Source organism: Leifsonia stereocauli (genome assembly GCF_038432415.1).
Classification (GTDB): domain Bacteria; phylum Actinomycetota; class Actinomycetes; order Actinomycetales; family Microbacteriaceae; genus Orlajensenia; species Orlajensenia stereocauli.
Genome location: NZ_JBCAUN010000003.1, coordinates 331,257 through 356,069 on the forward strand (window position 1 = coordinate 331,257; position 24,813 = coordinate 356,069).

The following is a 24,813-nucleotide window of genomic DNA, read 5'->3' on the forward strand; positions in this document are numbered from 1 at the left end:
GATGCTAGCGTCGACAGCGGTGTAAGGCTAGAGTCGCGCTCAGCCGGTCGGCACAGCAGGAGAGGATCACGCCCGTGGTGACATCCCCACCGCACGACCTCCGCGCCGGGACCTTCGTCGGCGTCGTGTTCGAGTCGGAGTTCGCACTGCAACGCCTGCAGGCCCGTTCCATGGCTCGTCACCTTCCGGCCGACGAGGTCGAGCGGGTGATCGTCATCGACAATTCGGCAACGGGCATGACGGATGCCGAGCGGTCCCGGCTCACCGCCGAGTACGGCGTGCACGCTCCGGTCGTGAGTGTCCTGCGGCCTGCGGACATCACCGCCCTGCCGAGCGCGAGCGGATGGCGCGCCCAGCAGGTGCTGAAGCTCGCAGTCGCGGCGTCGATCCCCGGGCGGCGTTACGTCGTGCTCGACGCGAAGAACCACTTCGTGCGCAGCCCAGCGGCCGACTTCTTCGTGGCGGCCGACGGTCGGCCCCGGGGGCGAGCTCACAGCTATCGCGACCACCCGTTGCGCCACGACCTCGAGCGTGTCCTCGCATACTGCGGCCTCGACGCGGATGCGCACCTCGACCGGTTCACCGCGACGATCACGCCTGTCGTGCTCGACGCCGACGCAGTGACCGGCATGATCGCCGGGATCGAGGAGCGCTCGGGGCGAACCTTCGCTCGTGAATTCGTGGGACGGGAGCTCACCGAGTTCTTCCTCTACTCGAGCTGGCTGCTCTCGCACGGGACGACCCTCGACGAAGCCTTCTCCCTGGACCAGCCATCGAGTCCGAACATCTGGCCGAGCACGGCGCAGTCCGGCCCGGTTCAGGCGGCCATCGAGGCTGCCGACGAGGCCACGGCTCCACTGTTCAGCATCCACCGCACGGCTCTGGCGAATCTGGATCCGGAGCCCACCGCCCTTCTCTGCTCGTTCTGGGTACGCAGCGGCCTCTTCGAGGATCTGGCGGAGGCGGAGGCCTTCGTCACCGGCTTCCGGGCAGACTTCGAGCGGGCCCGGCACGGCCGGAGGCTGCGAGAGCTCCCGCCCAGAGTGCTCGCCGTCGCGCGTCGCACGGCGCGGTCCGTGGCCCGGCGACTGCCCGGCCGTACAGGACCTGCGGTCTGACGCTGAAGGTCAGGCCGAGCGGCCGCGCCGTGCAGCGGGCACGAGCCGCATTATCGCGATGATCCCCGCCACGTCCCGGCGTACGGGAGGGATGATCAACGCGATGATCGCGTACACGGCCAGCGTCACGCCGATGGCGATGGCGGCTTCCGCCACGACTCCGAGCGCGGTGCTCGCCACGGCGGCCAACCACCCGGCCCCCGCAGCGACCGTGGCGACGGCCAGCATCCGCAGCGCTCCGAGGACGAGCCGGCGCGCGGGGATCGTCGTGCGGGTCGAGAGCCAGATGATCGAGATCGGCCAGGCGATGGCCGGGCCCGCCGCGTACCCGATCGCCACGCCGATGATGCCCCAGTAGGAGCCGATCAGGATGCAGGCGATCTTCACAACGCTGGTGACCATGGAGTAGCGCAAGAGATCCGACGTGAGTGCGCGTGACAGATAGACCCAGTATCCGACGTAGGCGAGGGTCTGGAAGGCGCCGGCAGCTGCCAGGATCCGCAGGATGGGGACAACCTCCTGCCACTGCGGGCCGAGCAGGATGGCGACCAGCGGATCCGCTGCCGCGACGACGACGCCGAGGCCGGCCACGAGGGTGTAGCCGAGTGCCTGCTGGCCGCGCACGAGGAACTCGTCGTAGCGCGCCGGATCGTTCTGCAGGCGCGACAGCACGGGGAGGGCGACCGTCGTCGTCGGTGCACGCAGCTGGCCGAGCGGCTGCATGAGCAGCTGGAAGCCACGGCTGTAGATGCCGAGCTGAGCGGCCCCGAAGCGCACGCCCACGATCACGCTGTCGATGTTGTTGGTGATGTAGCCCACGAGCTGAGTGCCGACGAGATGCCAACCGAAGCGCAGCAGCCCGCGGACGTCGGCCGAGCGATCAGGGAGGCGCGGCAGCCAGCGTGCGCTGCCGACGAGCACGACCAGTGCGACCAGGCCCTGGGTGAGCTGCTGAGCCGCGAGTGCCCAGTATCCCCATCCGAGCAGCGCGGTGCTGATGGCGACTCCGAGTCCGATCGCCGCCCCGCCGACGTCGCTGAGGGCCAGCACCGCGAACTTCAGCTGCCGGTTGCGGTCCGCGCGATACTGCGCGGCCAGACCGTTCAGCACGAATGTGAGCGAGAGCACCTGCGTCAGTGCCACGACATCCGGTTCTCGATAGAGCAGGCCGACGAGCGGTGCCGCGAGCAGGGCGATGCCGGCCAGTACCACCCCGAGCCCGGTGTTGATCCAGAACAGGTTGTCCCGCTGTCCGCGGGACAGCAGCGGCACCTGCACGGCGGCCGACGAGAGCCCGAAGTCACGGAAGATCTCGGCCACTCCGACGACGGCGAGCACCATCGCGACCAGGCCGTAGTCCTGCGGACTCAGGAGGCGTGCGAGAGTGACGACCGAGACGACTTGGATGAGGATCCGGATGCCCTGCCCGCCCACCGTCACGGCTGCGCCGCGGGCGGCCCGGGCCCCGAGTCCGGACGAGCCGTCTCCGGGAGGAGCGCCGGATTCGCTCACGCGCCGCCGCCGTCTCGCGCGGTCGTGACGGCCCCGAGGCTCTCGAGAGCCACGACGGCCGGAACCAACAGCGTCTGCGCACGCTCCCGCACGTCGGCGGCATCGTGCAGGAGGGTGGGCGACGCGGCAGCGGCCAGCACGCCGGCGACGGCGGAATCCGGCCTGTCCAGGCCCACGGTGTGGGCCCATCCGAGGTCGGCGAGCAGAGGAGCGAACTTGCGCGAGTACGCCAACGCGATTGCGGGGGTGCCGACGGACAGCGCGTTGAGGCAGGCGTGCATGCGTGACCCGATGACGAGCTGCGCGGATGCGACGACACGTCGCACGTCGTCGAGATCTGCGGGGACGACGACCTCGGCATCCGGGGCGATCGTCTCCGAGAACTCACGGACGGCCGGTACGTCGTTGTCGGCTGATGAAGAGTCCAGCACGTGTGCGAGGAGGGTGACCCGGCGGTCGTCGGCCCGCAGCGCGGCGTACAGCTCGGTCACGATCGCGCGGTACGAGGCGGAGTCGACGTGGGGGTTCTCTCGCCAGAGCAGACCGGAGATGTTCAGCACGACGTCGCGGGTGCGCTCGATCTCGGGCACCGGCAGTGCGAACACGACATCCGTCGTCACGACGTCTACATGCTCGCCCAGAGACCGCGCGTATTCCGCACTCGCGGAATCACGCGCCATCACGAGGGAGGCCTGGCGGAGGCTGCGTACTCCGAGCCGACGCCCGAGCAGAGTGGTGAATGGGCCGATCGTCTGAGGTCCGAGGACGACGGGAACCCCGGCCGCCGCGGCCGTGTGCAGAACAGCCGACATCATGCCGTGACGGCGCCAGCCGTAGATGTCGGCAAAGCTGTCGCCCGAGCGGGTGTCGATCACCAGGTCGAAGGAGCGCAGCCAGCGCATCATCCCCTTCTCCCCGGTCACTCGCTCACGTAGCAACGATCGGAATCGGCCGACCGGCAGCTCGGAGAGCGGGCGGCCCGAGTTCTGGAAGGTGAACTGGGCATCGGGCCAGACTCGTCGCACCAGCGCCGCGTTTCCCTCGGCGAGAACCCGCACGCCGAGATTCGGTGAGAGGTCGTCGGCCCAGAGCACGAGGACTCTCATCGCGGCGCAGGGGTCCGTCGAGGAACTCCGAGCGCGCTCGCGGTTCGGCCCCACCGTGTCAGCATTCCCAGAGACTAGCCGCTCGGCTGCAGGATCCCACCTGCTCGCAGCGTCATGTGCCCCGTTAAGGGGGCGTGCCGAGGTGCGGGGGTCTGGCCGTAGTGTTGACACACGATGCGCCCGAGCACGATGGAAGCAGAAGCTCCTCGCACGACGACTACCCGAGACGGCCGCCTTCCCGAGCTCCAGGCCCTCCGCACCGTCGCCGTGCTGCTGGTGGTGCTCTACCATCTGTGGCCCGCATACCTGCAGGGGGGATATGTCGGCGTCGACGTGTTCCTGGTCATCTCCGGCTACCTGATCAGTTCCCACATCATGCGTGGCGTCGTCGAGCGCGGCAGCTTCTCCCTCACCGACTTCTACGTGCGCCGGATTCGCCGCCTCCTGCCTGCGGCCCTCGTCGTGCTCATGGTGGTGGGCATCACCACGCTGATATGGATGCCGCAGACCACGTGGAACGACACGGGTCAACAGATCGTCGCGAGCGCCTTCTACGTCGAGAACTGGGCGCTGGTGGCCAACTCGGTCGACTACCTGGGAGCCGCGGCATCCGATTCGAGCGTCCAGCATTACTGGTCACTCTCCGTGGAGGAGCAGTTCTACCTGGTCTGGCCGCTCCTGCTGCTGCTGAGCTGGGCCCTGCTGCGGCGAGCGAACCGATCGGCCACCCGGCGCTCGCTCGGGCTGGTCGTCGGCATCGTCGGTGCGGCGTCTCTGCTGTTCTCCATCCTGTCCACGGATGCAGATCAGGCCAGTGCGTACTTCAACACCTTCGGCCGCATCTGGGAGTTCGCGGCAGGCGCGCTCCTGGCGGTCTTCCTGCCTCTCGTGCGGCTGCGGCCGTGGCAGGGAATCCTGTCGACGTGGGTCGGCCTCGCCGCCATACTCTTCACCGCCGTCGTGTACACCTCCACGACCCCGTTCCCCGGTTGGACAGCGCTCCTGCCGGTGTTCGGTGCGGCGGCGGTCATCGCCGGCGGTTCGCCGCCCGGACGCTTCTCCCTCGCGCCCGCGATGCGCTGGCGGCCGGTGCAGGTGGTCGGCGACATCTCCTATTCCGTTTACCTGTGGCACTGGCCTCTCATCGTCATCGTGCCGGTCGTCCTCCAACAACCCCTGGGTGGCCCGCTCAAGGTCGCGATTCTGATCGCATCGCTTGGCGTCGGATGGCTCTCCAAGAGATTCCTCGAGGACCCGCTGCGCGCGGGTCCCCTCCCCTGGCGACGGGCGGCCGGGGAGCCGCGGCGGCGCACCATCTTCATCGGTGCCCTCTGCGGGATGCTGATCGTCTCATCCGTCGGCGGCGTCGCCTGGGCATCGAGTTCTGCGCGCATCGCCAGCGCGGAATCCGCCATGAAGTCCCTCGGCGATCCGCTGACGATCGAGTGCTTCGGCGCTTCTGCGCTCGCCGACTCCGGTGCCTGCCCATCATCGAGTGATACGTCCGGCGACGAGATCTACCCTGATCCGCTCATCGCGCGGCGACCCACCTCAGCCGGATGCCAGCAGGCGAATGGGTCCGATGCCGTGCGCAGTTGCGACTTCGGCTCGTCGTCGTCCGCCGCGCCGCGGGTCGCGCTCGCCGGCGACTCGCACGCTTCGCAGTGGCTCGCGCCGCTCAGCGTCATCGCGGACGACGAGGGCTGGCATCTCGAGACCTTCCTGCGCGCCGGCTGTTTCCTGCAGGTGCTGCCGGCCGGTGCCAACGGCAGCGAACGCCGATGCTCCGACTGGAATGCGAAGGCCCTGCGGGAGATCGTCGCCGGACATTTCGACGTCGTGTTCGTCTCCGCGCGCAGCACCTTGGTGGGGGGAGGGGCGAAACCGGTCGAGCAGCAGAAGGCGGAGGCCGCACGAATGCGCGCGGCCTGGGCGCCCGTCATCGCAGGGGGTGCGCGCGTCGTGGTCCTACGGGACATCGCACAGCCATCGAACGGCGGCATCTACGACGCTCCGACCTGCGTCCTCGAGAACGAGCACAGTGACGCCGCGGCGGTCTGCAGCGTCGCCCGTGAACGCGCGATCGTGCCGGACCCGCAGGTCCTGGCGGCGCAGAACGAGGGCTCTGTCGATGTCATCGACATGAACGACTTCCTGTGCACGGCCGATCGCTGCTCGACGATCGTCGGCGACGTCCTCGTCTACGGCGACGGCAATCACCTGACCGCGCTGTACGCCACCACGCTGGCTCCATACCTCGCCGAGAAGGTGGCGGCAACCGGTTCGCTCTGAGTCCGAGCGTTTCGTCGGTGCTCCATGAGAGCTCTCTCACGCCGATGTGACAGGCCGATGCGCGCAGGCTATCGTGGCCTGACCACCCCCGAACGGGTGGCCTTATCGCCCCGAACTGGTGGCGTCCCACCCCGAAGTGGTGGGTTTCCCGATCAAGCCCCTACCCCCCATGCTCGTCCGTAGGAGAGATCGATGCTGAAGAAGACCCTGTACCGCCGCCGTATGACCGGCCTCGTCGTCGCGCTCGCGACGGTACTCAGTGCATCCACCCTTGCCGGGTGGACCTCCGCTGCAGAAGCAGCACCCCAGCCATCCGGCTACCAGGCTGTCGCGCCCGAGCGCGTCCTCGCCCCGGTGACCATCCCCGCACAGGGCAAAGTCGTCGGCCGTTTCACCGAAGCGCCGACCGGTGCCACTGCAGCCTGGGTCGTGCTCACCGCCGCCCGGGCAGCAGCGGCATCCGCCGTGTCGGTCTGCCCCGGAACCACGGCGACGGCGGACTGCCGCAGCCGCCCCGTTCTGACCGCGATGTCCGGCGTCGCCACCTCGAGTCCGGTGCTCGTGCCGATCGACCCGACCACGAAGGCATTCACGATCAATGCGACGCGCAGCGTCCTGGTCGCAGCCGACGTGGAGGGGTACGTCGTTCCACGCGGCTCGGCCACCGCCTCTGGCGGCTACTCGGAGGTCGCGAAGCCGGTGAACGGTTCGTCCTTCGCGATCGGTGCGCGCGAACTCTCCACCGTCACCATCCCGAACGTTCCGGCCGACGCCACCGCGGTCGCCGTCAACATCCACTCGTCCGGCTTCACCGGACCGAGCTACGTCGCTGCCTGCCCGGCTGGTCAGCCGCGGGCGGACTGTGCCGCTACCTCGACCTTCAACCCGAACGCCGTCGGCGCTCGCGACACCTTCGCGATCGTCAAGCTCGGAGGAGCCTCGGGCAAGCAGATCCAGCTCTACAACAACGCCGGGACCGGATCCCTCCGCGTCGACGCACGCGGATTCATCCGCGCATCGGCCACAGACACGGCCTTCGCGCCGGTCGCAGCCGCGGCACCGGCATCCATCGTGCTGAAGCCCGGCGCCAGCTCGGCCTTCCGCCTCGCGGGTCTGTCGTCGACGGCCACCCAGGCCGTCGTCCGCGTGACCGGCGTCGGCGCGTGGCGTGACACCCGTGTCACCACCTGCCTGGACCGCACCACTCCGGCGAATTGCGCCCCCAGCGTCGTGCTCCTCGCTGGCAAGGGCCAGGCGTCGACCAACACCGTCGTCGTCCCTGTCGTAGCCGGCAAGCCCGTGCTGACGCTCACGAACAGTGCGGCCAGCGTACGACTGTCCGTCGCCGTCGTCGGCGAGATCGGTCCCGGCGGTTCGGCTCCGACCACCGCTCCGAAGCCGCCGACAACGCCGAAGCCGACCGCCACGCCGCAGCCGACTGCCACGCCGCAGCCGACCGCGACGCCGACCCCGACCCCGACCCCGACTCCCACGGCTACGCCGAAGCCGACGGTTCCCAAGCCGACGACGGGTGCGCCGAACGCGACCAACACCGGCGTCCCCGCTGGAACGAAGCTCACGATCCACGATGGCGACCTCTATGTGAAGACGGCGGGAACTGTCGTCAGCGGGTTGGACGTGCGCGGAAGCATCATCGTTCAGGCTGCCGACGTGACGATCAAGAACACGGTCGTCCACGGTCGGGTGCGTGACGTCCCCGTCGCGCTCATCAACAACCTCGGGCACTACCCGCGCCTCGTCATCACCGACACGGAGGTGGCATCGCTGGGACAGCGCGCCAACGGAATCATGGGCTCGAACTTCACCGCGACTCGGGTGAACATCCACCATGTCGAGGACACGGTTCACCTGACCGCCGGTGACGTCACGATCAGCAAGTCCTGGATGCATGACAACCAGCACTTCGAGAAGGACCCGCTGCGCAACAACACCCCGACGCACGACGACTCGATCCAGATCCAGGGTGGATCGAACATCACCATCACGGGCAACACGATCACCGGTTCGCACAATGCGGCTGTGCAGATCACTCAGGACCGCACGAAGGTGTCGAACATCGTGTTCTCGAACAACTTCGCCGACGGTGGAGCGTGCACGATCAACGTCGCCCAGGGCTCACTTGGCCCGATCACCGGGATGCGCGTGCTCGACAACACGTTCGGGCGTTCGACCAAGTTGTACGACTGCGCGATCATCGCACCCAAGACGTCCGTCCTCGACGTGCAGCGGAACTACTACTCGAACGACGGCGCCCTGGTCAAGGTCAAAAACGGCTGATGGCGGCCGGATGACCGGCCCGGTCATGTATAACTGATCCCACGGTCGGCTCGACCGAGGAGCTCGACCAGTGACTGCGGCCCCTCCGGGGGCCGCAGTCGGCGAAAGGATCGCGATGACTACAGGTGACGACGGTTCGGTGCGTACACGCTCACGAGCTGTGTGGATCGGAGTCGCGCTCATCGCCGTCGTCGCGGTGGTGATCGCCCTGATCGTCTTCCTCCCCCGCGCCACCGCACCGGTTGCGTCTCCGACAGGTTCTGCCACGAACGGCACGGCTTCTGCCACGGACGGCTCGGCGAGCTCGGACCCATCCTCCTCGCCGGTCGCCACCGGCACCATCCCGACGGAGAGCGCAGTGCCCATCGGCTCGGTGGCTCCTGTCGCGCCGGGCGTCACCGCGGCAGTGGCCGGTTTCGAGGCTGTCGAGTCCGAGGCGAAGATGCCCGGCGAGGTCGCCGGGCCCTCGATCCGATTCACGATCACCATCACCAATTCGACCGACGCCCCTGTCTCCCTCGCCTCCGCCCTCGTGAACGTCTACTACGGCCCGAGCCAGACGCCGTCGCAGGACATGTCGAATCCCGGAGTGAAGGAGTTGCCGGCCGAGATTCCCGCTGGAGCGTCAGTCGACGGCGTGCTGGTCTTCGACGTGCCGGAAGCGGATCGGGAGCTTCTCCTGATCACCCTCGATTACCAGCCCGGGGAACCCGTGGTCGCATTCCAGGGTGCATTCCCGGCCTGAGATTTTCGTACCCATTCGGGGGGTATGGGCGTTGAGGATATTTCACTAAGCTCGCGCCTAAGTCGGTGTCTACCCGAAAGACGCCTACAACCCGAACTGAGGCCTGCCCATGCGCTTTTCCGCATCCTCGCGCATCCTGTCTTTCGCCACTGCGATCGCTCTCTCCGCCGGACTGGTCCTGGTGGCCGCTCAACCGGCGACCGCGGACACAGCTCCGCCGGATCCGACGACACCCGAGACCGTGTCGGCTGATGCCCTCCCCACCCCGCAGATCGACGGTGTCGTCTGGAATCAGCAGGTGGCAGGCAACACAGTCTTCGTGGGTGGCGATTTCCAGAATGCCCGACCCGCAGGGTCCGCTGCCGGTGTGAACACGGTGACCCGCACGCACCTGATGTCGTACAACATCACGAACGGCGTGATGACGAACTGGGCGCCGAACGCAAACGGCCGCATCCGCGGTATGACCCTCTCGCCCGACAAGTCGACGCTCTACGTCGTGGGCAACTTCACCTCGATCGCCGGAGCCACGCGTTACCGCGTCGCAGCGTTCAACACCTCGACGGGTGCCCTGCTTCCGTTCGCTCCTGTGCTGAACGGGCGCGCAGCGGCCGTCGCGGTGGCGAACAGCACCGTCTACGTCGTCGGGTCATTCACCACAGCCAACGGGCAGGCGCGCACTGGAGCCGTCGCCTACTCCACCGGCGGGACGCTGAAGACCCAGTGGAATCCCGTCATCGCCAACGGCGGCCCGCTGAGCGTGGTCATCAAGAGCGATGGTTCGAAGGTCATCCTCGGCGGCGACTTCCAATCGGTGAACGGTCAGTCCAACCCCGGATACGGCCTGGCATCACTCGACGGCGCCACTGCAGCCATGCTGCCCTTCAACGTCAACACGCGGGTGCGCAATGCCGACACCGATTCGATGATCTTCAACCTGGCCGCTGACGAGGACGGGGTCTACGGCGTCGGAGCCCACTACGGCCTCGGCACTCTCGAGGGGACGTTCTTCGCCAGCTGGGACACAGGAGACATCAAGTGGATCGAGGACTGCCACGGTGACTCGTACAGCGTCTTCCCGATGGGCGACGTCGTCTACACGGCCTCCCACGCCCACTACTGCGGGAACATCGGCGGTTTCCCGCAGACCGAGCCGACCTGGACGATGCACCGCGCGCTCGCCTTCTCCAAGGCGGTCGGCGGCACCATCACCAACGACCCCTACGGCTACACCAACTGGGCCGGGACCCCCCGTCCGAACCTGCTGGACTGGTTCCCCGACATCAACACCGGCTCCTTCACGGGCACCGGCCAGGGTGCCTGGAACGTGAACGGCAACAGCGACTACATCCTCTACGGAGGAGAGTTCACCATCGTCAACAGCGTGAGAACGCAGGGTCTGGTGCGCTTCGCGAAGCGCAGCCTCGCGACCAACAAGGAGGGTCCGCGCCTCTCGGGCACGAACTTCGTGCCGAACGTGGTCTCCTTCGCCGCAGGCACCGCTCGTGTGAGCTGGTTGGCCAACTACGACCGTGACAACGCGGCCCTCAAGTACGAGGTGATCCGCAACAACGCCACGGCGACCCCTGTCTTCACCAAGACGGTGAGTTCCAACTTCTACACGAGACCCACGACGAACTTCGTGGACACCGGGCTCACACCAGGGCAGACGTACAACTATCGGATCAGGGTGACCGATCCGACAGGGAACACCTTCCTGGGTGCGAACGTGCCGGTGACCATCGCGGCCAGTGGAACGATCAGCCCGTACGCGCAGGCGGTCCTCGATGACTCGCCGACCGACTACTGGCGCCTCGGAGAATCCAGCGGCTCCACCGTCTACGACTGGGCGGGAATGTCGGACGCGGTGGCAGGCGCCGGAGTCGGACGAGGAGCGACGGGCGCCATCAACGGCGACTCGAACACCGCATCCACCTTCAACGGAACCGGCAGCGGATTCGCAGCAAGCCAGGATCCGATCGTCGGACCGAACAACGTCTCGATCGAGGCGTGGTTCAAGACGACGAGCACGGCGGGCGGCAAGATCGTCGGCTTCGGCGACAGGACCACCGGCACCTCGAACAACTACGACCGCCACATCTACATGGATGGTTCGGGTCGGGTCAAGTTCGGCGTGTGGGTCGGCTCCTCCGCAGTCCTGCAGAGCGCTCCTGGCCTGAACAACGGCCAATGGCACCAGGTCGTCGCGAACCTCGGCCCGACAGGCATGCAGCTCTTCATCGACGGTGTCCGGGTCGGACAGCGCACTGATGTGACGGCAGGCCAGAACTACTCGGGTTACTGGCGGATCGGCGGTGACACGTCGTGGGAGGGTGCCAACTTCTTCAACGGCTCCATCGACGACGTCGCCATCTACCCGCAGGCGCAGAGCATCCAGCAGGTCAATGAGCACTACACCGCCTCCGGGCGCACGAGTGCCCTGCCCACGGCTCCGGCCGACAGCTACGGCGCTCGCGTGTACAGCGACAACCCGGACTTCTACTGGAGGCTGAACGACGCGGTGGGGGCAGGAACCGCCGCCGACTCCGGCATCTTCCAGAACCCGGGCAGCTACCAGGGCGGCGTCACCAAGCAGGCCGCCGGCGCCATCGCTGGAACCACGAACAAGGCAGCATCGTTCAACGGTTCCAACGGCGTGGTCGTGAGCACCGTGCCGGTCAGCAACCCGACCGTCTACTCGCTCGAGGCCTGGTTCAAGACCACGACCACCTCGGGCGGGAAGCTCATCGGATTCGGTGACGCCGCGAGCGGAACGTCGAGCAGCTACGACCGACACGTGTACCTGCAGGATGACGGCAAGATCGTCTTCGGTACCTACACCGGCCAGCTGAACACGATCACGACCAACGGCGCCTTCAATGACGGCGTCTGGCACCACGTGGTGGCGACTCAGGCCGGCGACGGCATGAAGCTCTACGTGGACGGCGCCTTGAACGGCACCAACCCGCAGACGGCCGCCCAGGCCTACGACGGCTACTGGCGAGTCGGCGGCGACATCACATGGGGATCGTCGAGTTCGTTCCTCAACGCGACGATCGATGATGCCGCCGTGTACAGCGCGGAGCTCGACTCCGACACCATCGCAGCCCACTACGCACTCGGCACCGGAACAACGCCCAACGTCACGCCGACGGCGAGCTTCACCGCCACCCCCGGCGTGAAGACGGTGTCGGTCGACGGTTCGGCGTCGTCGGACCCCGATGGCAGCATCGTCGGCTACGCGTGGAACTTCGGAGACGGCGGGACGGCGACCGGAGCAACGGCCGCCCACCCGTACGCCACGGGTGGCGACTACGTCGTGACCCTGACGGTGACCGACAACCGCGGTGGCACGGCGACGACCTCGTCGACGGTCACAGTGTCGAGTCCGCCGCCGAACGTCCTGCCCACGGCTGCATTCTCGACGGTGATCACCAACCTCGCCGTCGCGGCTGACGGGTCGGGCTCGACAGACTCCGACGGGACCGTCGTCGGCTACGCGTGGAACTTCGGAGTGCCGGGCGCGACCGCGAGCGGCCCCACGGCGAGCTACACCTACGCCGCTGCCGGGACGTACACCGTGAGCCTGACCGTCACCGACGATGAGGGAGGCACGAACACGAAGACCACATCCGTCACGGTGGCTCCGGCTCCGCCGCCCAACGTGGCTCCGACGGCGTCGTTCACGTCATCGGCCGCCTTCCTCAAGCTGTCGGTCGACGCCTCGGCATCCTCGGACTCCGACGGGACCATCGCCGGCTACGCCTGGAACTTCGGTGATGGCGGAACGGGATCGGGAGAGCTCACGGACCACACCTACGGTTCGGCCGGCACCTACACGGTCACGCTGACCGTGACGGATGACGACGGAGCGGCGACGGTGACCACGGCCAGCGTCAGCGTGACGGCGCCTCCGCCCAACGTGCTGCCGACGGCCTCCTTCACGTCGAACGTGTCCAACCTCTCGGTGACGGTCAACGGGTCTGGTTCGTCGGATCCCGATGGCACCATCGCCTCTTACGGGTGGAACTACGGCGACGGCGGAACGGCGACGGGTCCCACTCCGGCGGCCCACGTCTACGCCGCATCCGGGACGTACACCGTGACCCTCACCGTCACCGACAACAGGGGAGGCACCGGTGTCACGACGTCCACGATCACCGTCGCGGCGCCTCCGGGCCCGACGATCTACGCCACCGACCTGTTCGGCCGGACGGCGTCCAGTTCGTGGGGCACGGCTGACGTCGGCGGTCCGTGGTCGCTCACCGGCGGCGCGGCAGCCTTCTCGGTCGCCGGCGGTGCTGGAAAGATGACGCCAGCCCTCGGCTACACGACGACGGGATACCTGCGCAACGTGTCGTCGACCGACACCGACGTGAAGGTGGCGGTGTCGCTCGACAAGCCGGCAACCGGGACCGGAGTCTACGCCTCGGTCTTCGGTCGGGTCGTCGGCACCACCACCTACGGAGCGAAGCTGCGGTTCTACCCCAGCGGCACCGTGACCCTCTCCGCCACGAACGGCCCGACGCTCTCGGTTCCGGGGGTCGTGTACGCGGCCGGCGACCAGCTCAACGTGCGGGTCCAGGTGTTCGGCACCTCGCCGACCACCATCCGCGCGAAGGTGTGGAAGATGGGTGACTCCGAGCCTGCTGCCTGGCAGACCTCGGTCACCGACTCGACGGCGGCCCTTCAGGCAGCGGGAGGCGTGGGACTGCAGTACTTCACGCCGACCGCCGTCACGAACGCTCCCGTCACCGCCAGCTTCGACAACCTCTGGGCCGGCGCCACGCAGTAGCGACACCACGACGACGGAGGCAGTGCCGAGGGAGTGACCTCGGCACTGCCTCCGTCGTCGTGGTGTCGGTTCTGTCGGTGGCGGTCGGTCCTTCACGGGCTCAGTGGGAGTGGAGCCCTGAGCGCTCCGTGCCGATGCGGCCGTCCTACGTCGGGATCGGCGCGCGGCGGACGCGGCCGGATGGCTCCGGCGCTGTCGTGCGAGGGAGTGCGACGACCGGCGTGAGCGCCAGGCCCAGGGCGAGCACGAGAGTGTCGTAAGACCCGCCCAGCGGGCTGAACAACAGGTTCCAGAGGGTGGAGATGCTCAGGACGAGCGTGAGCCCTGTCGCGGTGCGGGAGGCCACCGACATGCCGAGGCCACGCAGGATCAACACGAGGATGGCGGCGACGAGCACGAGGCCCGCGATGCCGAAAGCAGACCACACGTCACCCGTGATCGAGTGCAGTTCGATGCCGCTCCCGAAGAGATATCCCTCCACGTAGCCGTTGTTCGGTTGGTAGCCGATGGCCGCCATGCCCGACTTGGCCACGATGATGTCGGCCAATGCCGGCGTCACTCCGGTGCCGTACCCGGTCGGTCGATACTGGAAGAGGGCGACGGATGCCGCGAGCTCCGGCCGTCCGCCGAGGATCAACGATCCCGACTGATCGATCTGTGCGATGGAGCGTTCCTGAGCCTGCTCACCGAGATATCCGTCGACGATCAGAGTGGTGGCGAGGTTGTAGGTGACCGCGGCGATGCCACCGAACAGGACGACCGTGAGCAACGCCGACCGCGCGCGCCGCGTGGACGACGGCACCATCTGCCACAGCACGAGAAACGCGGCGATCATCAGGGTGGCGAACCTGTAGCGCGAGTCGGTGAGGATCGACGCGACGCTCAGGGCCAGCAGGGCCACCGCGTCGAGGACCCGACGGCCGTCCCTGCTCACCAGGGCGAGGATGATGATCGAGATGGGGAAGCCGAGGCCGAACTTCCACGGGTTCTCGAGGTCGTAGCTCTGTTTCGCGACCGACCCGATCACCATTCCGAGCCCATAGAGCGCCCCGATGGCCCACACCGGAAGATGCCCGCGTGCCCAGAGGATCACGCCGACCGTGGCCACCAGTCCGACCAGGTCGACGGCAGAGGCGAAGCCGCCCGTGCGGTCCACGACGTGGTCCGACGAGGCGACCTCCCCGAGCCAGAGCCCGGCCACCGCAGCGACCACGCCGAGAAGTACGAGCAGACGGGCACCAGTGAACTGTTTGAGAACCGGGATCCAGAGAGGAACGAGCAGCAACGCGACGATGCTCCCGTAGGCGATGCCAGCGCCGGCCACGAGCCTGCTGCCGATCAGGACGATCGCGACGACCGCGATCGCCTGTGCCAGTCGGTTGACCGGCGTGGTCACGGGCGGAGTCACCCCAGCTCGGGCTCGACGGGGACGCCCGGCCGTCCGGAGGTCGACCTCCGGATGCGGAACGTGCGCTGGGTGCCTGTGAGGGCGTCCGATTCGCGCGCGTGCCCAGAGGGCTCGGGAACAACGTCGTCGTCCGCGGGGATCCGCCCGTCGGAATCCGTCGGCTCGCCTGACTCGGCATCGGCCGGTCGGTCCTCGGGCTCCGCTCTTCCAAGCGCCTCGCCCTCGTCGGCCTCGTCGACCTCGTCCGCTGGGGGCAACGACTCCGCGTTCTCATCGATGTCGTCGACGGAGCCGCCGATCGCACCGACGCTGGCCGGGTCCACGCCCGCAGGGTCGTCGGTATCGGGCAGCGTGCCGGGCATCTCGGGCTCGTCAGCGGCTTCCTGAGGCTCGGCAGCATCCGACGCCGGCGCACCAGCGGATCGTCGCAGCCACGACGGTCTGCGCTTGCCATCGGATGTTGCGGCCGCGTCATGCTGCGGGTCGTGCGAGTAGTAGGTCTCGTCTCCACGATCCTCGACCCTGTTGAGGACGACACCGAGGACGTGCGCGTTGACGCCCGAGAGGTTCGCGATGGCCCGAGAGAGCTGTCCGCGCCGAGTCACCTTGAACCGGGCGACGACGATCGTTCCGTCGACGAGTCGAGTGAGGGGCAGCGCATCCATCACCGGCGCCACCGGAGGGGTGTCGATGACGATGAAGTCGTACTGCTCCTGCAGGTCCGCCAGCAGGTTCGCCATCGTCTGAGAGGCGAGGAGCTGCCCGGGGTTCGGCGGGGTGATTCCGGAGGGGAGCACGTCAGGGGAGCCCTTCCGGCCCGGAAGGATGGCGTCGGCGGTTTCGATCTCACCGCGGAGCACGGTCGTGAGCCCGCTGGCGCCCTCGACGCCCAGATACTCTGCGACGGATGGCCGGCGCAGGTCGGCATCGATGAGCAGGACTCGATCGACCCGTTCAGCGGCCGCGTAGGCGAGGTTGATGGCGGTGAAGCTCTTGCCCTCGCCCGGGAGGGCACTGGTCACCACGACTGAGGACACCTTGTTGTCGACGTCAGCGAACTCTATGTTCGTGAAGATCCGGCGGTAGGCCTCCGCGCGTGGCCCGTGCGGGCTGGCGCGGAGCACGACGATGTCGGTCTGACGCCGGCGTCCGCGGGGCACCGTCCCCATGAGCTGAAGGTTGCCGACGCGCAGGAGGTCGGCCGTGCCGTGGATGCGGGTGTCGAGGAGTTCCCGCCCGAAGGCGTAGACGAGGCCGAGGAGGGCGCCGATGGCGAGGCCGGTGATCGCGAGCAGACGGGTGTTCGGTCCGGACGGCACCGTCGGGACGTGAGCCGGGGCGACCACCTGGAGGCTGATCGACGGCTTGCCCGCCGCATCCTGGGGCGAGAGGTCCTCGGCGACCGTGGCCAGGGACGATGCCACGGCATCCGCCACCTCCGCCGCTTGATCGGCACTGTAGCTGGACACCGTGATCTCGATGATCACGGTGTTGAGCGGGGTGTTCGCCGAGATGGTACGTCCGAGTTGCCTCGCGTCGAGATTGAGGTCGAGATCCTCGATCACCGGGTCGAGCACTGCTGGCATGGTCGCCAGGGCGGCGTAGGACTGCACGATGTTCTGCGTGTAGAGGGAGCCCTGCACCAGTTCGCTGGTGTTGTCTCCCTGCAGCGTCGACACGAAGACGCTGCTCGTCGACGTGTAGGTGGTCGGGAGGGTCTGCGCATAGCCGTAGCCAGCAGCTCCCCCGAGCACGGCGAGAGCCACGATGGCGAGCCAGCGCTTCCGAAGCACGCCGAGATACTCTTGCGGTTCCACGCGTTCCGACTCCTCACCGATCTGGTTCCAGAATACTGGGGATTCCTCGGATAAACCGGCTGTTGCGAAGCCGTGATGAGCCCCATCCGGGGGCATCAGAGGAACCCACGCGCCGATATGCTCGTCGGACGGTGACCGCCGACACAGGTTCGCACGCTCCCGACGTGAGGAGATCGACGCATGGCCGAAGCACCCGATCGCGCCATCGTCGTCGCCGTGCTGACCTATCGCCGACCCGACGACCTCGCCGCCCTCCTGCCCCTGCTGAAGGTCGAGGCGGCATCCGTCGACGTCGAAGTCGACGTTCTGGTGGTCGACAACGACCCCGACGCGAGCGCCAGGGATCTCGTCACTGGTCACGCAGGGCAGGGCGTGCGTTATGTACATGAACCCAGGCCCGGGATCGCTGCCGGGCGCAACCGCGCGATCGATTCCGCGCAGGCCGCCGCCGCACTGGTCTTCATTGACGATGACGAACGACCTCGGACGGGCTGGCTCGCTGAGCTGCTGGCGACCTGGGCGCGGTTCGGCTCCGACGGCGTGGTCGGGCGTGTCATCTCGGAGTTCAGCGAGGAACCGGACGAGTGGATCGTCGGCGGTGGCTTCTTCCACCGGCCACGTTTCGCCACGGGAACACGGATGCCGGTCGCGGCCACCAACAACCTGCTGCTCGACCTCGCCTTCGTGCGTCGCAGCGGCATCAGGTTCGATGAGGCCTTCGGCCTGAGCGGGGGATCGGACACCCTCTTCACGCGGAGCCTCACCGCGGCCGGCGGCCGGCTCGTCTGGTGCGATGAGGCGGTCGTCACCGACGTCGTGCCGTCGCACCGCGTCTCCCGCGACTGGGTGCTCCAACGCTATTTCCGGAACGGGAACTCCTGGGCGCGCAGTTCCGTGGCGCTCAGCCGGGGCCGAGCCGGCCGCTTCGCGACCCGGGTCCGCCTCATGGCAGCCGGCAGTGTTCGCGTGGCAGGCGGGACGGGCAAGTGGGCGGTGAGTCGGGTCACGCGTTCGCGTGCACGGAACGCGGCCGCCCTGCGCACGGTCCATCGCGGAATGGGAATGATCTCCGGCGCCTGGGGCCACGTGTACTACGAGTACAAGCGGCCGCCCGCCTGAGCGGCGGCACGCCGCGGCCGGATGCGGATAGCCGCGAGCTCCACAGCACGTGCGTAGGCGGCCTCGTGCGCCGAGCCGGACGCATCCCAGGATCGCGCCGTGAGGTCGGGTGAGCCGTCCGATCCCTGCCGACGCACAGACGCGAGCGCCTGCACGATCGCCGTTCCGTCGAAGGCGCCGCTGAAGCGCTGCACCCATGGCTCGCCGACTTCATCAGCGAGGGCGGCGGTGACGGAGTTGTCTGGCACCAGGACCGGCCTGTGGAGGGAGAGCCCGAGGAGAGCCGCCCCGGAATTGTGCATCTCCCGGTAGGGGAGGGTGATGAGCTCCGACTCGCCGATCTCGGTGGCGAGCGTCGAGTCGTCGGCGTAGCCGAAGGACAGGGTGATTCGTGGGTCTCCGTGCCCGGCCCGCTCGATGATCTCGCGGAGCTCCGCGGTCTGCGGATCGCCCACGATGTGGAGGCTGAGCGCGTCGTCGGCGACCGACGTGAACGCGCGTACGAGGGCGTCGACGTCCTTGTACGGACGGATGAGGCCGAAGAACAGCAGTCGTCCCGGAATCGATGCCGGCACGTCGTGCAGGGCGAACCACTCGCGGTAGTCCGGGTGCGGGATCGTCACCACGGGGGCGCCTGTCGGTGGCACGGTGTTCGAGTTCAGGCGGATCCAGAGATCCGTCCGGCGGTCGCAGATGCTCAGCGCCCACTGCACCAGTCGACTCTGGGCCTCATGGGGCTTCACGTTGTGAAGGGTGCGCACGATGCCGATCCGGGACACGCGGGTACGGAGAAGGAGGAGCAGGAAGAGGACGACCCCGACGACTGTTCTGATTCGCCCTCTTCTCACGAACATGACCTCGACCAGGTGAATATGCAGGACATCGAATCGACCCGTCAGTGCATACCGCCAGGAGAATGCGTGCTGCTCCACTCCAGGGGTGGAGGAGAAGAGTCGTGTGATGTAGGGATTCGACGTGGCGCCCGGGGTGCCGAACGACTGCAGCACGCGCAGGCGGCTCGGCCCGGTGGGTGCGACTGGGACCTCGTTCATCGCACCACTGTGGCACGTCCGGCCCGGGCACGTTCGCGGATGCGGTGAACCGAGTCGGTCCAGTTGTGCCTGATCGCGACGTCCGGTTCCTCGGTCCAGGGCGTGCCGGGACGCGCGGGTGACAGCGCATCCCGGATCAGCGCTGCCTGCCGCGCAGTGTCGGCGGGGTCGACGAATCGCGTTCTCGTGGGAAGGGTCTCTCGGAACACGGGGAGGTCGCTGACGACCACTGGGGCACCGAAGTGCGACGCCTCGACCGGCGGCATCCCGAATCCCTCGCCGAGGGAGAGGAAGAGGAAGAGTGCGCAGTTGCGGTACAACCAGCGCAGCCGGGCCTCGGACACGAACCCCGTGAAGACGACGGAGCCGTCGGCGATCGCGCGATCGATGTCTGGCGCGCGCCCCTCATCCCTGCCGTCGGCGGCACCGACCACGACCAGAGGCGTGCGCGGGCTGATCGAGCCGGAGCTGATCGCTGCGCGCACGGTCTGCCGGAGATTCTTCCGTACGTTGAGCCTGCCCACTGTCAACAGGAACCGCCCACTCGTGAGGGTGTCGTCGGGGTCCTCCTCAGTACCGGACACCAGCTCGGTGCTGAGACCCAGGCCCACGGCCACAACCTCACGAGCACTGGAGTGCTGTCGGATGCGATGGGCCTCAGTCTCGCTCGAGGTGAACACGACATCGGCGCGCGCGGCCCACCGCCGCATGAACGAGAAGTAGGCGCGTTCGGGTGCCGTGAACCACTCGGGGTTGGTCGCGAACAGCACATCGTGCAGGTAGATGGCGCTGGCGCCGCTGCGGCGACGTCCGGCGTAGTTGTGAGTGAGCAGGAGCTCGGCCGATTCCGACTCGGCGACTGCCCGCGCCGCCCTCGACGCGGCCAGCGCCTGGGGCCACAGAGCGGTCGTCCGGACGGTGGCGCTGCCCGCGAGTCGTCCGAGATCGGCCGGATGCCTCGCCCGGGTGACCAGGATCAGCTCGTCATCGGGGAAGTTCTCATGCCATGCGAAGACGATCTCGCGCAGCACGTGCCTCAGCGATGGCGGACCCGCCGTCCACCAGTAGGCATCGAACACCACTTTCATCGGCTGACCGCTCTCGGCTGACGGAGGACGGATGCCGTGCGCGTCGTCCGGAGCGCATGCACGGTGCCCGCCACCGACCCGCGGATGGCCGCACCGAGCAGCAACGGGTGGCGGGCCAGGGTGCGTCGGCTGCCGCGGGTGGCGACCTCCCAGGTGTAGGCCGGGGTGCGGCGCACCCAGTGCAGGATGTCGGACCGGTCCAAGTGCTTGGAAGCGAAGAGCAACCGGTTCCGGCAGTTGTAGTACATGTAGGTGCTCGACTTGCCTTCAGCCGTCTGGGTTCCGCCGATGGAGTGCCGCGCCGCCAGGTCGGTGCGCACCCGTAGCCTTCCGCCCACCGCGGTCGCCCGCCAGGACAGGTCGACATCCTCCCAGTACAGGAAGTAGTCGTCGTCGAATCCGTCGATCCTCGTCCACAGCTCATCGTGGATCATCAGGCAGGCTCCGGTGATCCACCCGCCGGGAAGAGAACTGTCGGTACCCGCTCGAGTGCTCGTCGTCCCGTCCTGCACGCTCACAGTTCCGCCGGCGAACCAGTCGCGGCCGTCGGAATCGATGATGCGCGGGCAGACCACGGCGAGCGGGTCCCTCTGGGAATCGATCAGCAGGGCCGAGATGACCGCCGGCTCGACACGGGCGTCGGGGTTCAGCAGAAGGAACACCTCGCATCCGAGGTCCTGCGCTCGCCGGACCCCGGCGTTCATGGCGGCTCCGAACCCGAGATTGGTCGGGTTCGCGACGAGGTGCCAGCCGAGGCGAGCGCACAGGTCTCGAATCGCCGCCAGCTCAGCGTGCGAGGTGAAGTTGTCGACGACGACGACCTCGGTTGCGACCGGTCGTGGGTCGTGACCGGCGAGGTTCTCGGCGATCAGCTGCGACGATCCGTAGTTGACGACGATCACGGCGAGAGCCGCATCGCCAGCGGGCGTCACGGTCGACCGCCGGTGCTCCCGAGCTGCGTCATGTCGCGGAACCACTTGACGAGGGCCAGGCAGAGGTAGCCCAGGTTCGCGACGAAGAGGAGGACGTAGAGCGGGAAGAAGATCGAAGGCAGTCCCAGGAGCAGGAACGACAGGCACAGCACGCCGTAGTCCGTGGGGATGCCCAGCGCAGCTCGCAGGGGGGTGCTGGCCTTCTGGGATTCGGGAGCGATGACCCGTTGCGGATGTGCGGCCTTGAGCTGATCGTTGAGGATCATCGCGAGGAACGAGACCGAGGCCACGATTGCGAATCCGATGGGCACCAGAAGCCAGGCGGGTGAAGGCAGGGTGAAGTTCAGGAAGGCCGTGATGAGTACCGCGAGGTGAAGGCTGGAGTTCTTCGCGGCGTCGAGCACGTGATCGAGCCATTCGCCCGCGGGTGTGCCGCCGCCGCGGAGCCGGGCGAGCTGCCCGTCGGAGGAGTCGAGTGCATAGCCGATGAGGAGGAGGGCCGCGACGAGGATACCGATCCAGGGGACGGCCGGCGCCGCTGCGATGACGACGATGGCGCCGAAGGTGAAGCCTGCACTGATGATGCTGACGACGTTGGGGGTCAGTCCGGCGAGGTACGCGATGGCGGCCAGCCGGCGGCCTGCCGGCCGATTCACGTACACGGAGTAGGCGGGCGCGCCTCTGGCGCGCTTCTTCTGGGCTCCGGCCAGCCGCTGCACGATGTCCGCATAGCGCTCTGTCGGAGGACGCGTGGCGGCATCGCCGGTCATCGGCGCCTCGATTCACTCATGGCCGTGCCGGTCGGCACGAACCGCGGCTCGGCAGCGAGGGACCGTTCCGAGTTGGCCGCCCGGGGGTGGGATTCCCCGCTCGTCGAGTAGCCGCGGATGAGCCGCTCGGCGAGGGCCTCGTAGCCCAGGGCGACGGTGTCCCAGCGGTACACGGACTCGGCTCGCTTCTGAACGGCATCCGCGTCGGCGTCGACGAGGTCCGGCCGCGACTCGGCGATCCCGATCAGCCTGGCGACGTCGGCCGGGCTGCCGAAGAGCTGGGCACTCGGACCGGCGACATCGCGGTTGAACTCGACGTCCCAGGCGATGATGGCCGTGCGCGCGCCCATGGCCCGGAGGAGGGAGGGGTTGGTGCCGCCTACGGAGTGACCATGCAGGTAGGTCATGGCGTGGGCGTACAGCTGGTCGAGCAGCTCCTGGTCGTAGACGCCGCCGAGGAATCGGATGCGGGGATCCGCGCCGGCCGCCTCGCGGATGCGCTGCGTGTGCAGCGCCGCGTACGGCGCGCTGCCGACCACGATGAGCGGCTTGGTGGCCGCGCTCTGCCTGTAGCCCTCGACGATGACGTCGACGTGGTTCTCGGGCTCGAAGCGGGCGACGACGAGGTGGAATCCGCCGGCCTCGAGTCCGAGCTCCGCCAGCCGGTCGGTGGGCGTATCGGTGAGGATCTTGGCGCCGTACGTGAGCAGCTCCGTCGGGACCGCGAACTCGTCTCGGTAGTACCGGCTGATGCCGTCGGCATCCGCGATGAGGGCGTCAGCCCACCGCACGGACATCGACTCGGCCCAGCGGTAGTAGCGTCGGCCGTTCGCACCCCACTTGTCCCGCTTCCACTCCAGACCGTCGACGTGCACGGCGACGGGAATGCCGCGCGCACGGAGAGCGGGCAGGAACGGAGCATTGGCGGCGTTGAAGACGAAGGCCGCGTCGGGACGTCGGTGGGTCACCGCGTGAGCCACCGAGAATCCGGTGTGGGAGAGGGTCTCGGCGGTCTTGAGGTGGAGGGCCGGGAGGTGTACGAGGTCCATGCCGAGGTGGCTCGAGCGGGGGCGCTCGTCACTCCTCCTGCAGTACACGGTGACCTCGTGGCCGTTCTCGACCATGCGGCGGCCGATCTCCTCGACCGCCGTCTCGAATCCGCCGTAGGCGGCCGGCACTCCCCGGGTACCGATCATCGCGATGCGCATCAGTAGGCCCCGACAGGCTTGAGGATGGTCTTGAAGGTGCGCCAGATGATCATGATGTCTCCGGTGAGCGACCAGTTCTCCACGTAGTAGAGGTCCAGGCGCACGCTCTCCTCCCAGCTGAGGTCCGAACGCCCGCTGATCTGCCACAGCCCGGTGATGCCGGGCTTGATGAACAGGCGACGGTGGACGTCCTTCTCGTAGGAGTCGACCTCGGATCGAAGTGGAGGACGCGGGCCGACGATGCTCATGTCACCGTTCAGCACATTCCAGATCTGGGGGAGCTCGTCGAGGGAGTACTTGCGGAGGAGACGCCCGACCCTGGTGACCCGCGGATCGTTTCGCAGCTTGAAGAGCACGCCGTTGGCCTCGTTCTGGTCGAGAAGGCCGGCGAGGTCGTCCTCGGCGGTCGCGACCATGGAACGGAACTTGACCATCTGGAAGGTGCGCCCGTTGCGGCCGCAGCGCTCCTGGCGGAAGAGCACTGGGCCATGACTGTCGAAGTGCACGAACAATCCGATGACGACGAGGGCCGGGGCGAGCACGAGGAGAGCCGCCACGGCGAACACGACGTCGAAGGTGCGCTTCAGCACGTGCTTCCAGCCCTCGAAGGTCGGGATCTCGACGTGGATGAGGGGGAGGCCCTCCACCGGACGGAAGTGGATGCGCGGGCCGGCGACATCCGTCAACCGGCTGGAGAGCACGAGCTCGGTGGCGGTTCCCTCGAGGCTCCAGCCGAGGGTGCGGATGTAGTCGCTCTCGCCTGCCCGGGGGCCGGCGACGATCACGGTGTCGGCGCGCCACTCGGCAGCAGCCTGAGCGACGCCGTTGACATCGGAGATGACGGGGATGTGTCGATCGCCGGCCACGAGGTCAGCGATGTTGTCTCCGTCGAGTGCTGCTCCGACCACGACGAACGTGGCGCCTGACTTCTGCTCGACCTGCTGGGCGACGTACTCGGCGTCGGCACGATCGCCCACGATGATGGCCCGCGCGAGGTAGTGGCCGAAGCGGCGCTGGCGCAGCAGCCACTTGCGGCACAGCCAGCGCATCGCGACCACGCCACCCAGGCCCAGCGGCAGGGCCACGAGGAAGTAGATGCGGGCGAAGTCGACCGTGAAGACGATGCATCCGATCGCGAAGAGGCCGAAAGCGAGTGCCGTGGCGTTCGTGACCCGCTTGTACTCGAGTGCGCCGACGCCGACGGTGTGCGAGCCCCGCGTGTGGAAGGCGGCCAGCGATGCCAGCCAGATCGCCGCGAGCGCGATCGGGCCGACGCTGTACGACAGGAGGTTCCCCACCGGCGCTCCGGTGGTCACCAGTCCGGTGATCAGGGCCGTTCCGATGGCGAGAACGACGATCACCGTGTCGGAGGTGCGCAGCAGGTCGCGGTAGCGACGTGCCCAGACCAGTCCGGACAGGTGGGTGTCGACGTGCTGGTGAACAGCTGACGTCGGCGTCGCGTCGACGAGTCGGAGGGCACGCGGCGGCTGGGCCGCCGCAGCGGGTCTGGCTCGACTCTCGCTCATTCAGACACCGCGTTCCGGAGGCCGGAC

The 24,813-nt window shown here is 67.9% G+C and carries 16 protein-coding genes; 6 read left to right on the forward strand and 10 right to left on the reverse strand.

What is annotated here, in order from left to right:
* Positions 1–74: 74 nt before the first annotated feature.
* Positions 75–1,118, forward strand: coding sequence for a DUF6492 family protein (locus AADV74_RS15630; RefSeq protein WP_342115799.1), 1,044 nt, complete (start codon positions 75–77; stop codon positions 1,116–1,118).
* Positions 1,119–1,127: 9 nt separating this feature from the next.
* Here AADV74_RS15630 and AADV74_RS15635 read toward each other — a convergent pair whose 3' ends face one another.
* Positions 1,128–2,630, reverse strand: a complete 1,503-nt coding sequence (locus AADV74_RS15635; protein WP_342115802.1) for a lipopolysaccharide biosynthesis protein — start codon at positions 2,628–2,630, stop codon at positions 1,128–1,130.
* Positions 2,627–3,736 (reverse strand): polysaccharide pyruvyl transferase family protein, encoded by a 1,110-nt coding sequence (locus AADV74_RS15640; protein WP_342115804.1) that lies wholly within the window; start codon positions 3,734–3,736, stop codon positions 2,627–2,629. The genes AADV74_RS15635 and AADV74_RS15640 overlap by 4 nt, the downstream gene beginning before the upstream one ends.
* Positions 3,737–3,910: 174 nt before the next feature.
* On the opposite strand from AADV74_RS15640, the gene AADV74_RS15645 reads away from it, so the two are divergent.
* The 4 genes from AADV74_RS15645 to AADV74_RS15660 all read left to right on the forward strand — a co-directional run bounded on the left by AADV74_RS15645 (position 3,911) and on the right by AADV74_RS15660 (position 13,866).
* Positions 3,911–6,028 carry an acyltransferase family protein gene (locus tag AADV74_RS15645; protein WP_342115807.1) on the forward strand — a complete coding sequence of 706 codons (2,118 nt, stop codon included), beginning with the start codon at positions 3,911–3,913 and terminating at the stop codon, positions 6,026–6,028.
* 192 nt (positions 6,029–6,220) lie between these two features.
* Positions 6,221–8,326 carry a right-handed parallel beta-helix repeat-containing protein gene (locus AADV74_RS15650; RefSeq protein ID WP_342115809.1) on the forward strand — a complete coding sequence of 702 codons (2,106 nt, stop codon included), beginning with the start codon at positions 6,221–6,223 and terminating at the stop codon, positions 8,324–8,326.
* 115 nt (positions 8,327–8,441) lie between these two features.
* A complete protein-coding gene (locus AADV74_RS15655; protein WP_342115812.1) occupies positions 8,442–9,071 on the forward strand; it encodes a DUF4352 domain-containing protein in 630 nt (209 codons plus the stop codon).
* A gap of 109 nt (positions 9,072–9,180) precedes the next feature.
* Positions 9,181–13,866 carry a PKD domain-containing protein gene (locus AADV74_RS15660; RefSeq protein WP_342115814.1) on the forward strand — a complete coding sequence of 1,562 codons (4,686 nt, stop codon included), beginning with the start codon at positions 9,181–9,183 and terminating at the stop codon, positions 13,864–13,866.
* Between the two features lie 145 nt (positions 13,867–14,011).
* Here AADV74_RS15660 and AADV74_RS15665 read toward each other — a convergent pair whose 3' ends face one another.
* Positions 14,012–15,262: an O-antigen ligase family protein gene (locus AADV74_RS15665; protein WP_342115818.1), complete on the reverse strand. Its 1,251-nt coding sequence runs from the start codon at positions 15,260–15,262 to the stop codon at positions 14,012–14,014.
* Positions 15,263–15,270: 8 nt separating this feature from the next.
* Positions 15,271–17,091: a polysaccharide biosynthesis tyrosine autokinase gene (locus tag AADV74_RS15670; protein ID WP_342115821.1), complete on the reverse strand. Its 1,821-nt coding sequence runs from the start codon at positions 17,089–17,091 to the stop codon at positions 15,271–15,273.
* Between the two features lie 180 nt (positions 17,092–17,271).
* On the opposite strand from AADV74_RS15670, the gene AADV74_RS15675 reads away from it, so the two are divergent.
* The gene (locus AADV74_RS15675) at positions 17,272–18,210 is read left to right on the forward strand and encodes a glycosyltransferase family 2 protein (RefSeq protein WP_342115824.1); all 939 of its coding nucleotides are present in this window, start codon (positions 17,272–17,274) and stop codon (positions 18,208–18,210) included.
* Here AADV74_RS15675 and AADV74_RS15680 read toward each other — a convergent pair.
* Genes AADV74_RS15680 through AADV74_RS15705 form a run of 6 tightly spaced genes read right to left on the reverse strand, consistent with a single transcriptional unit; the run spans position 18,183 to position 24,786 of the window.
* On the reverse strand, positions 18,183–19,262 hold the full coding sequence (locus tag AADV74_RS15680; RefSeq protein WP_342115827.1) for a glycosyltransferase: 1,080 nt from the start codon (positions 19,260–19,262) through the stop codon (positions 18,183–18,185). The genes AADV74_RS15675 and AADV74_RS15680 overlap by 28 nt on opposite strands.
* Positions 19,259–20,350, reverse strand: coding sequence for a glycosyltransferase (locus tag AADV74_RS15685; RefSeq protein WP_342115830.1), 1,092 nt, complete (start codon positions 20,348–20,350; stop codon positions 19,259–19,261). The genes AADV74_RS15680 and AADV74_RS15685 overlap by 4 nt, the downstream gene beginning before the upstream one ends.
* On the reverse strand, positions 20,347–21,282 hold the full coding sequence (locus AADV74_RS15690; RefSeq protein WP_342115832.1) for a glycosyltransferase family 2 protein: 936 nt from the start codon (positions 21,280–21,282) through the stop codon (positions 20,347–20,349). Before AADV74_RS15690 ends, AADV74_RS15685 begins: the two co-directional genes overlap by 4 nt.
* On the reverse strand, positions 21,279–22,052 hold the full coding sequence (locus AADV74_RS15695) for a CDP-alcohol phosphatidyltransferase family protein (RefSeq protein ID WP_342115833.1): 774 nt from the start codon (positions 22,050–22,052) through the stop codon (positions 21,279–21,281). The genes AADV74_RS15690 and AADV74_RS15695 overlap by 4 nt, the downstream gene beginning before the upstream one ends.
* Complete coding sequence (locus AADV74_RS15700) at positions 22,049–23,260, reverse strand: DUF1972 domain-containing protein (RefSeq protein ID WP_342115836.1); 1,212 nt, start codon at positions 23,258–23,260, stop codon at positions 22,049–22,051. The genes AADV74_RS15695 and AADV74_RS15700 overlap by 4 nt, the downstream gene beginning before the upstream one ends.
* Positions 23,260–24,786, reverse strand: a complete 1,527-nt coding sequence (locus tag AADV74_RS15705) for a sugar transferase (RefSeq protein WP_342115838.1) — start codon at positions 24,784–24,786, stop codon at positions 23,260–23,262. The genes AADV74_RS15700 and AADV74_RS15705 overlap by 1 nt, the downstream gene beginning before the upstream one ends.
* Positions 24,787–24,813: the final 27 nt, after the last annotated feature.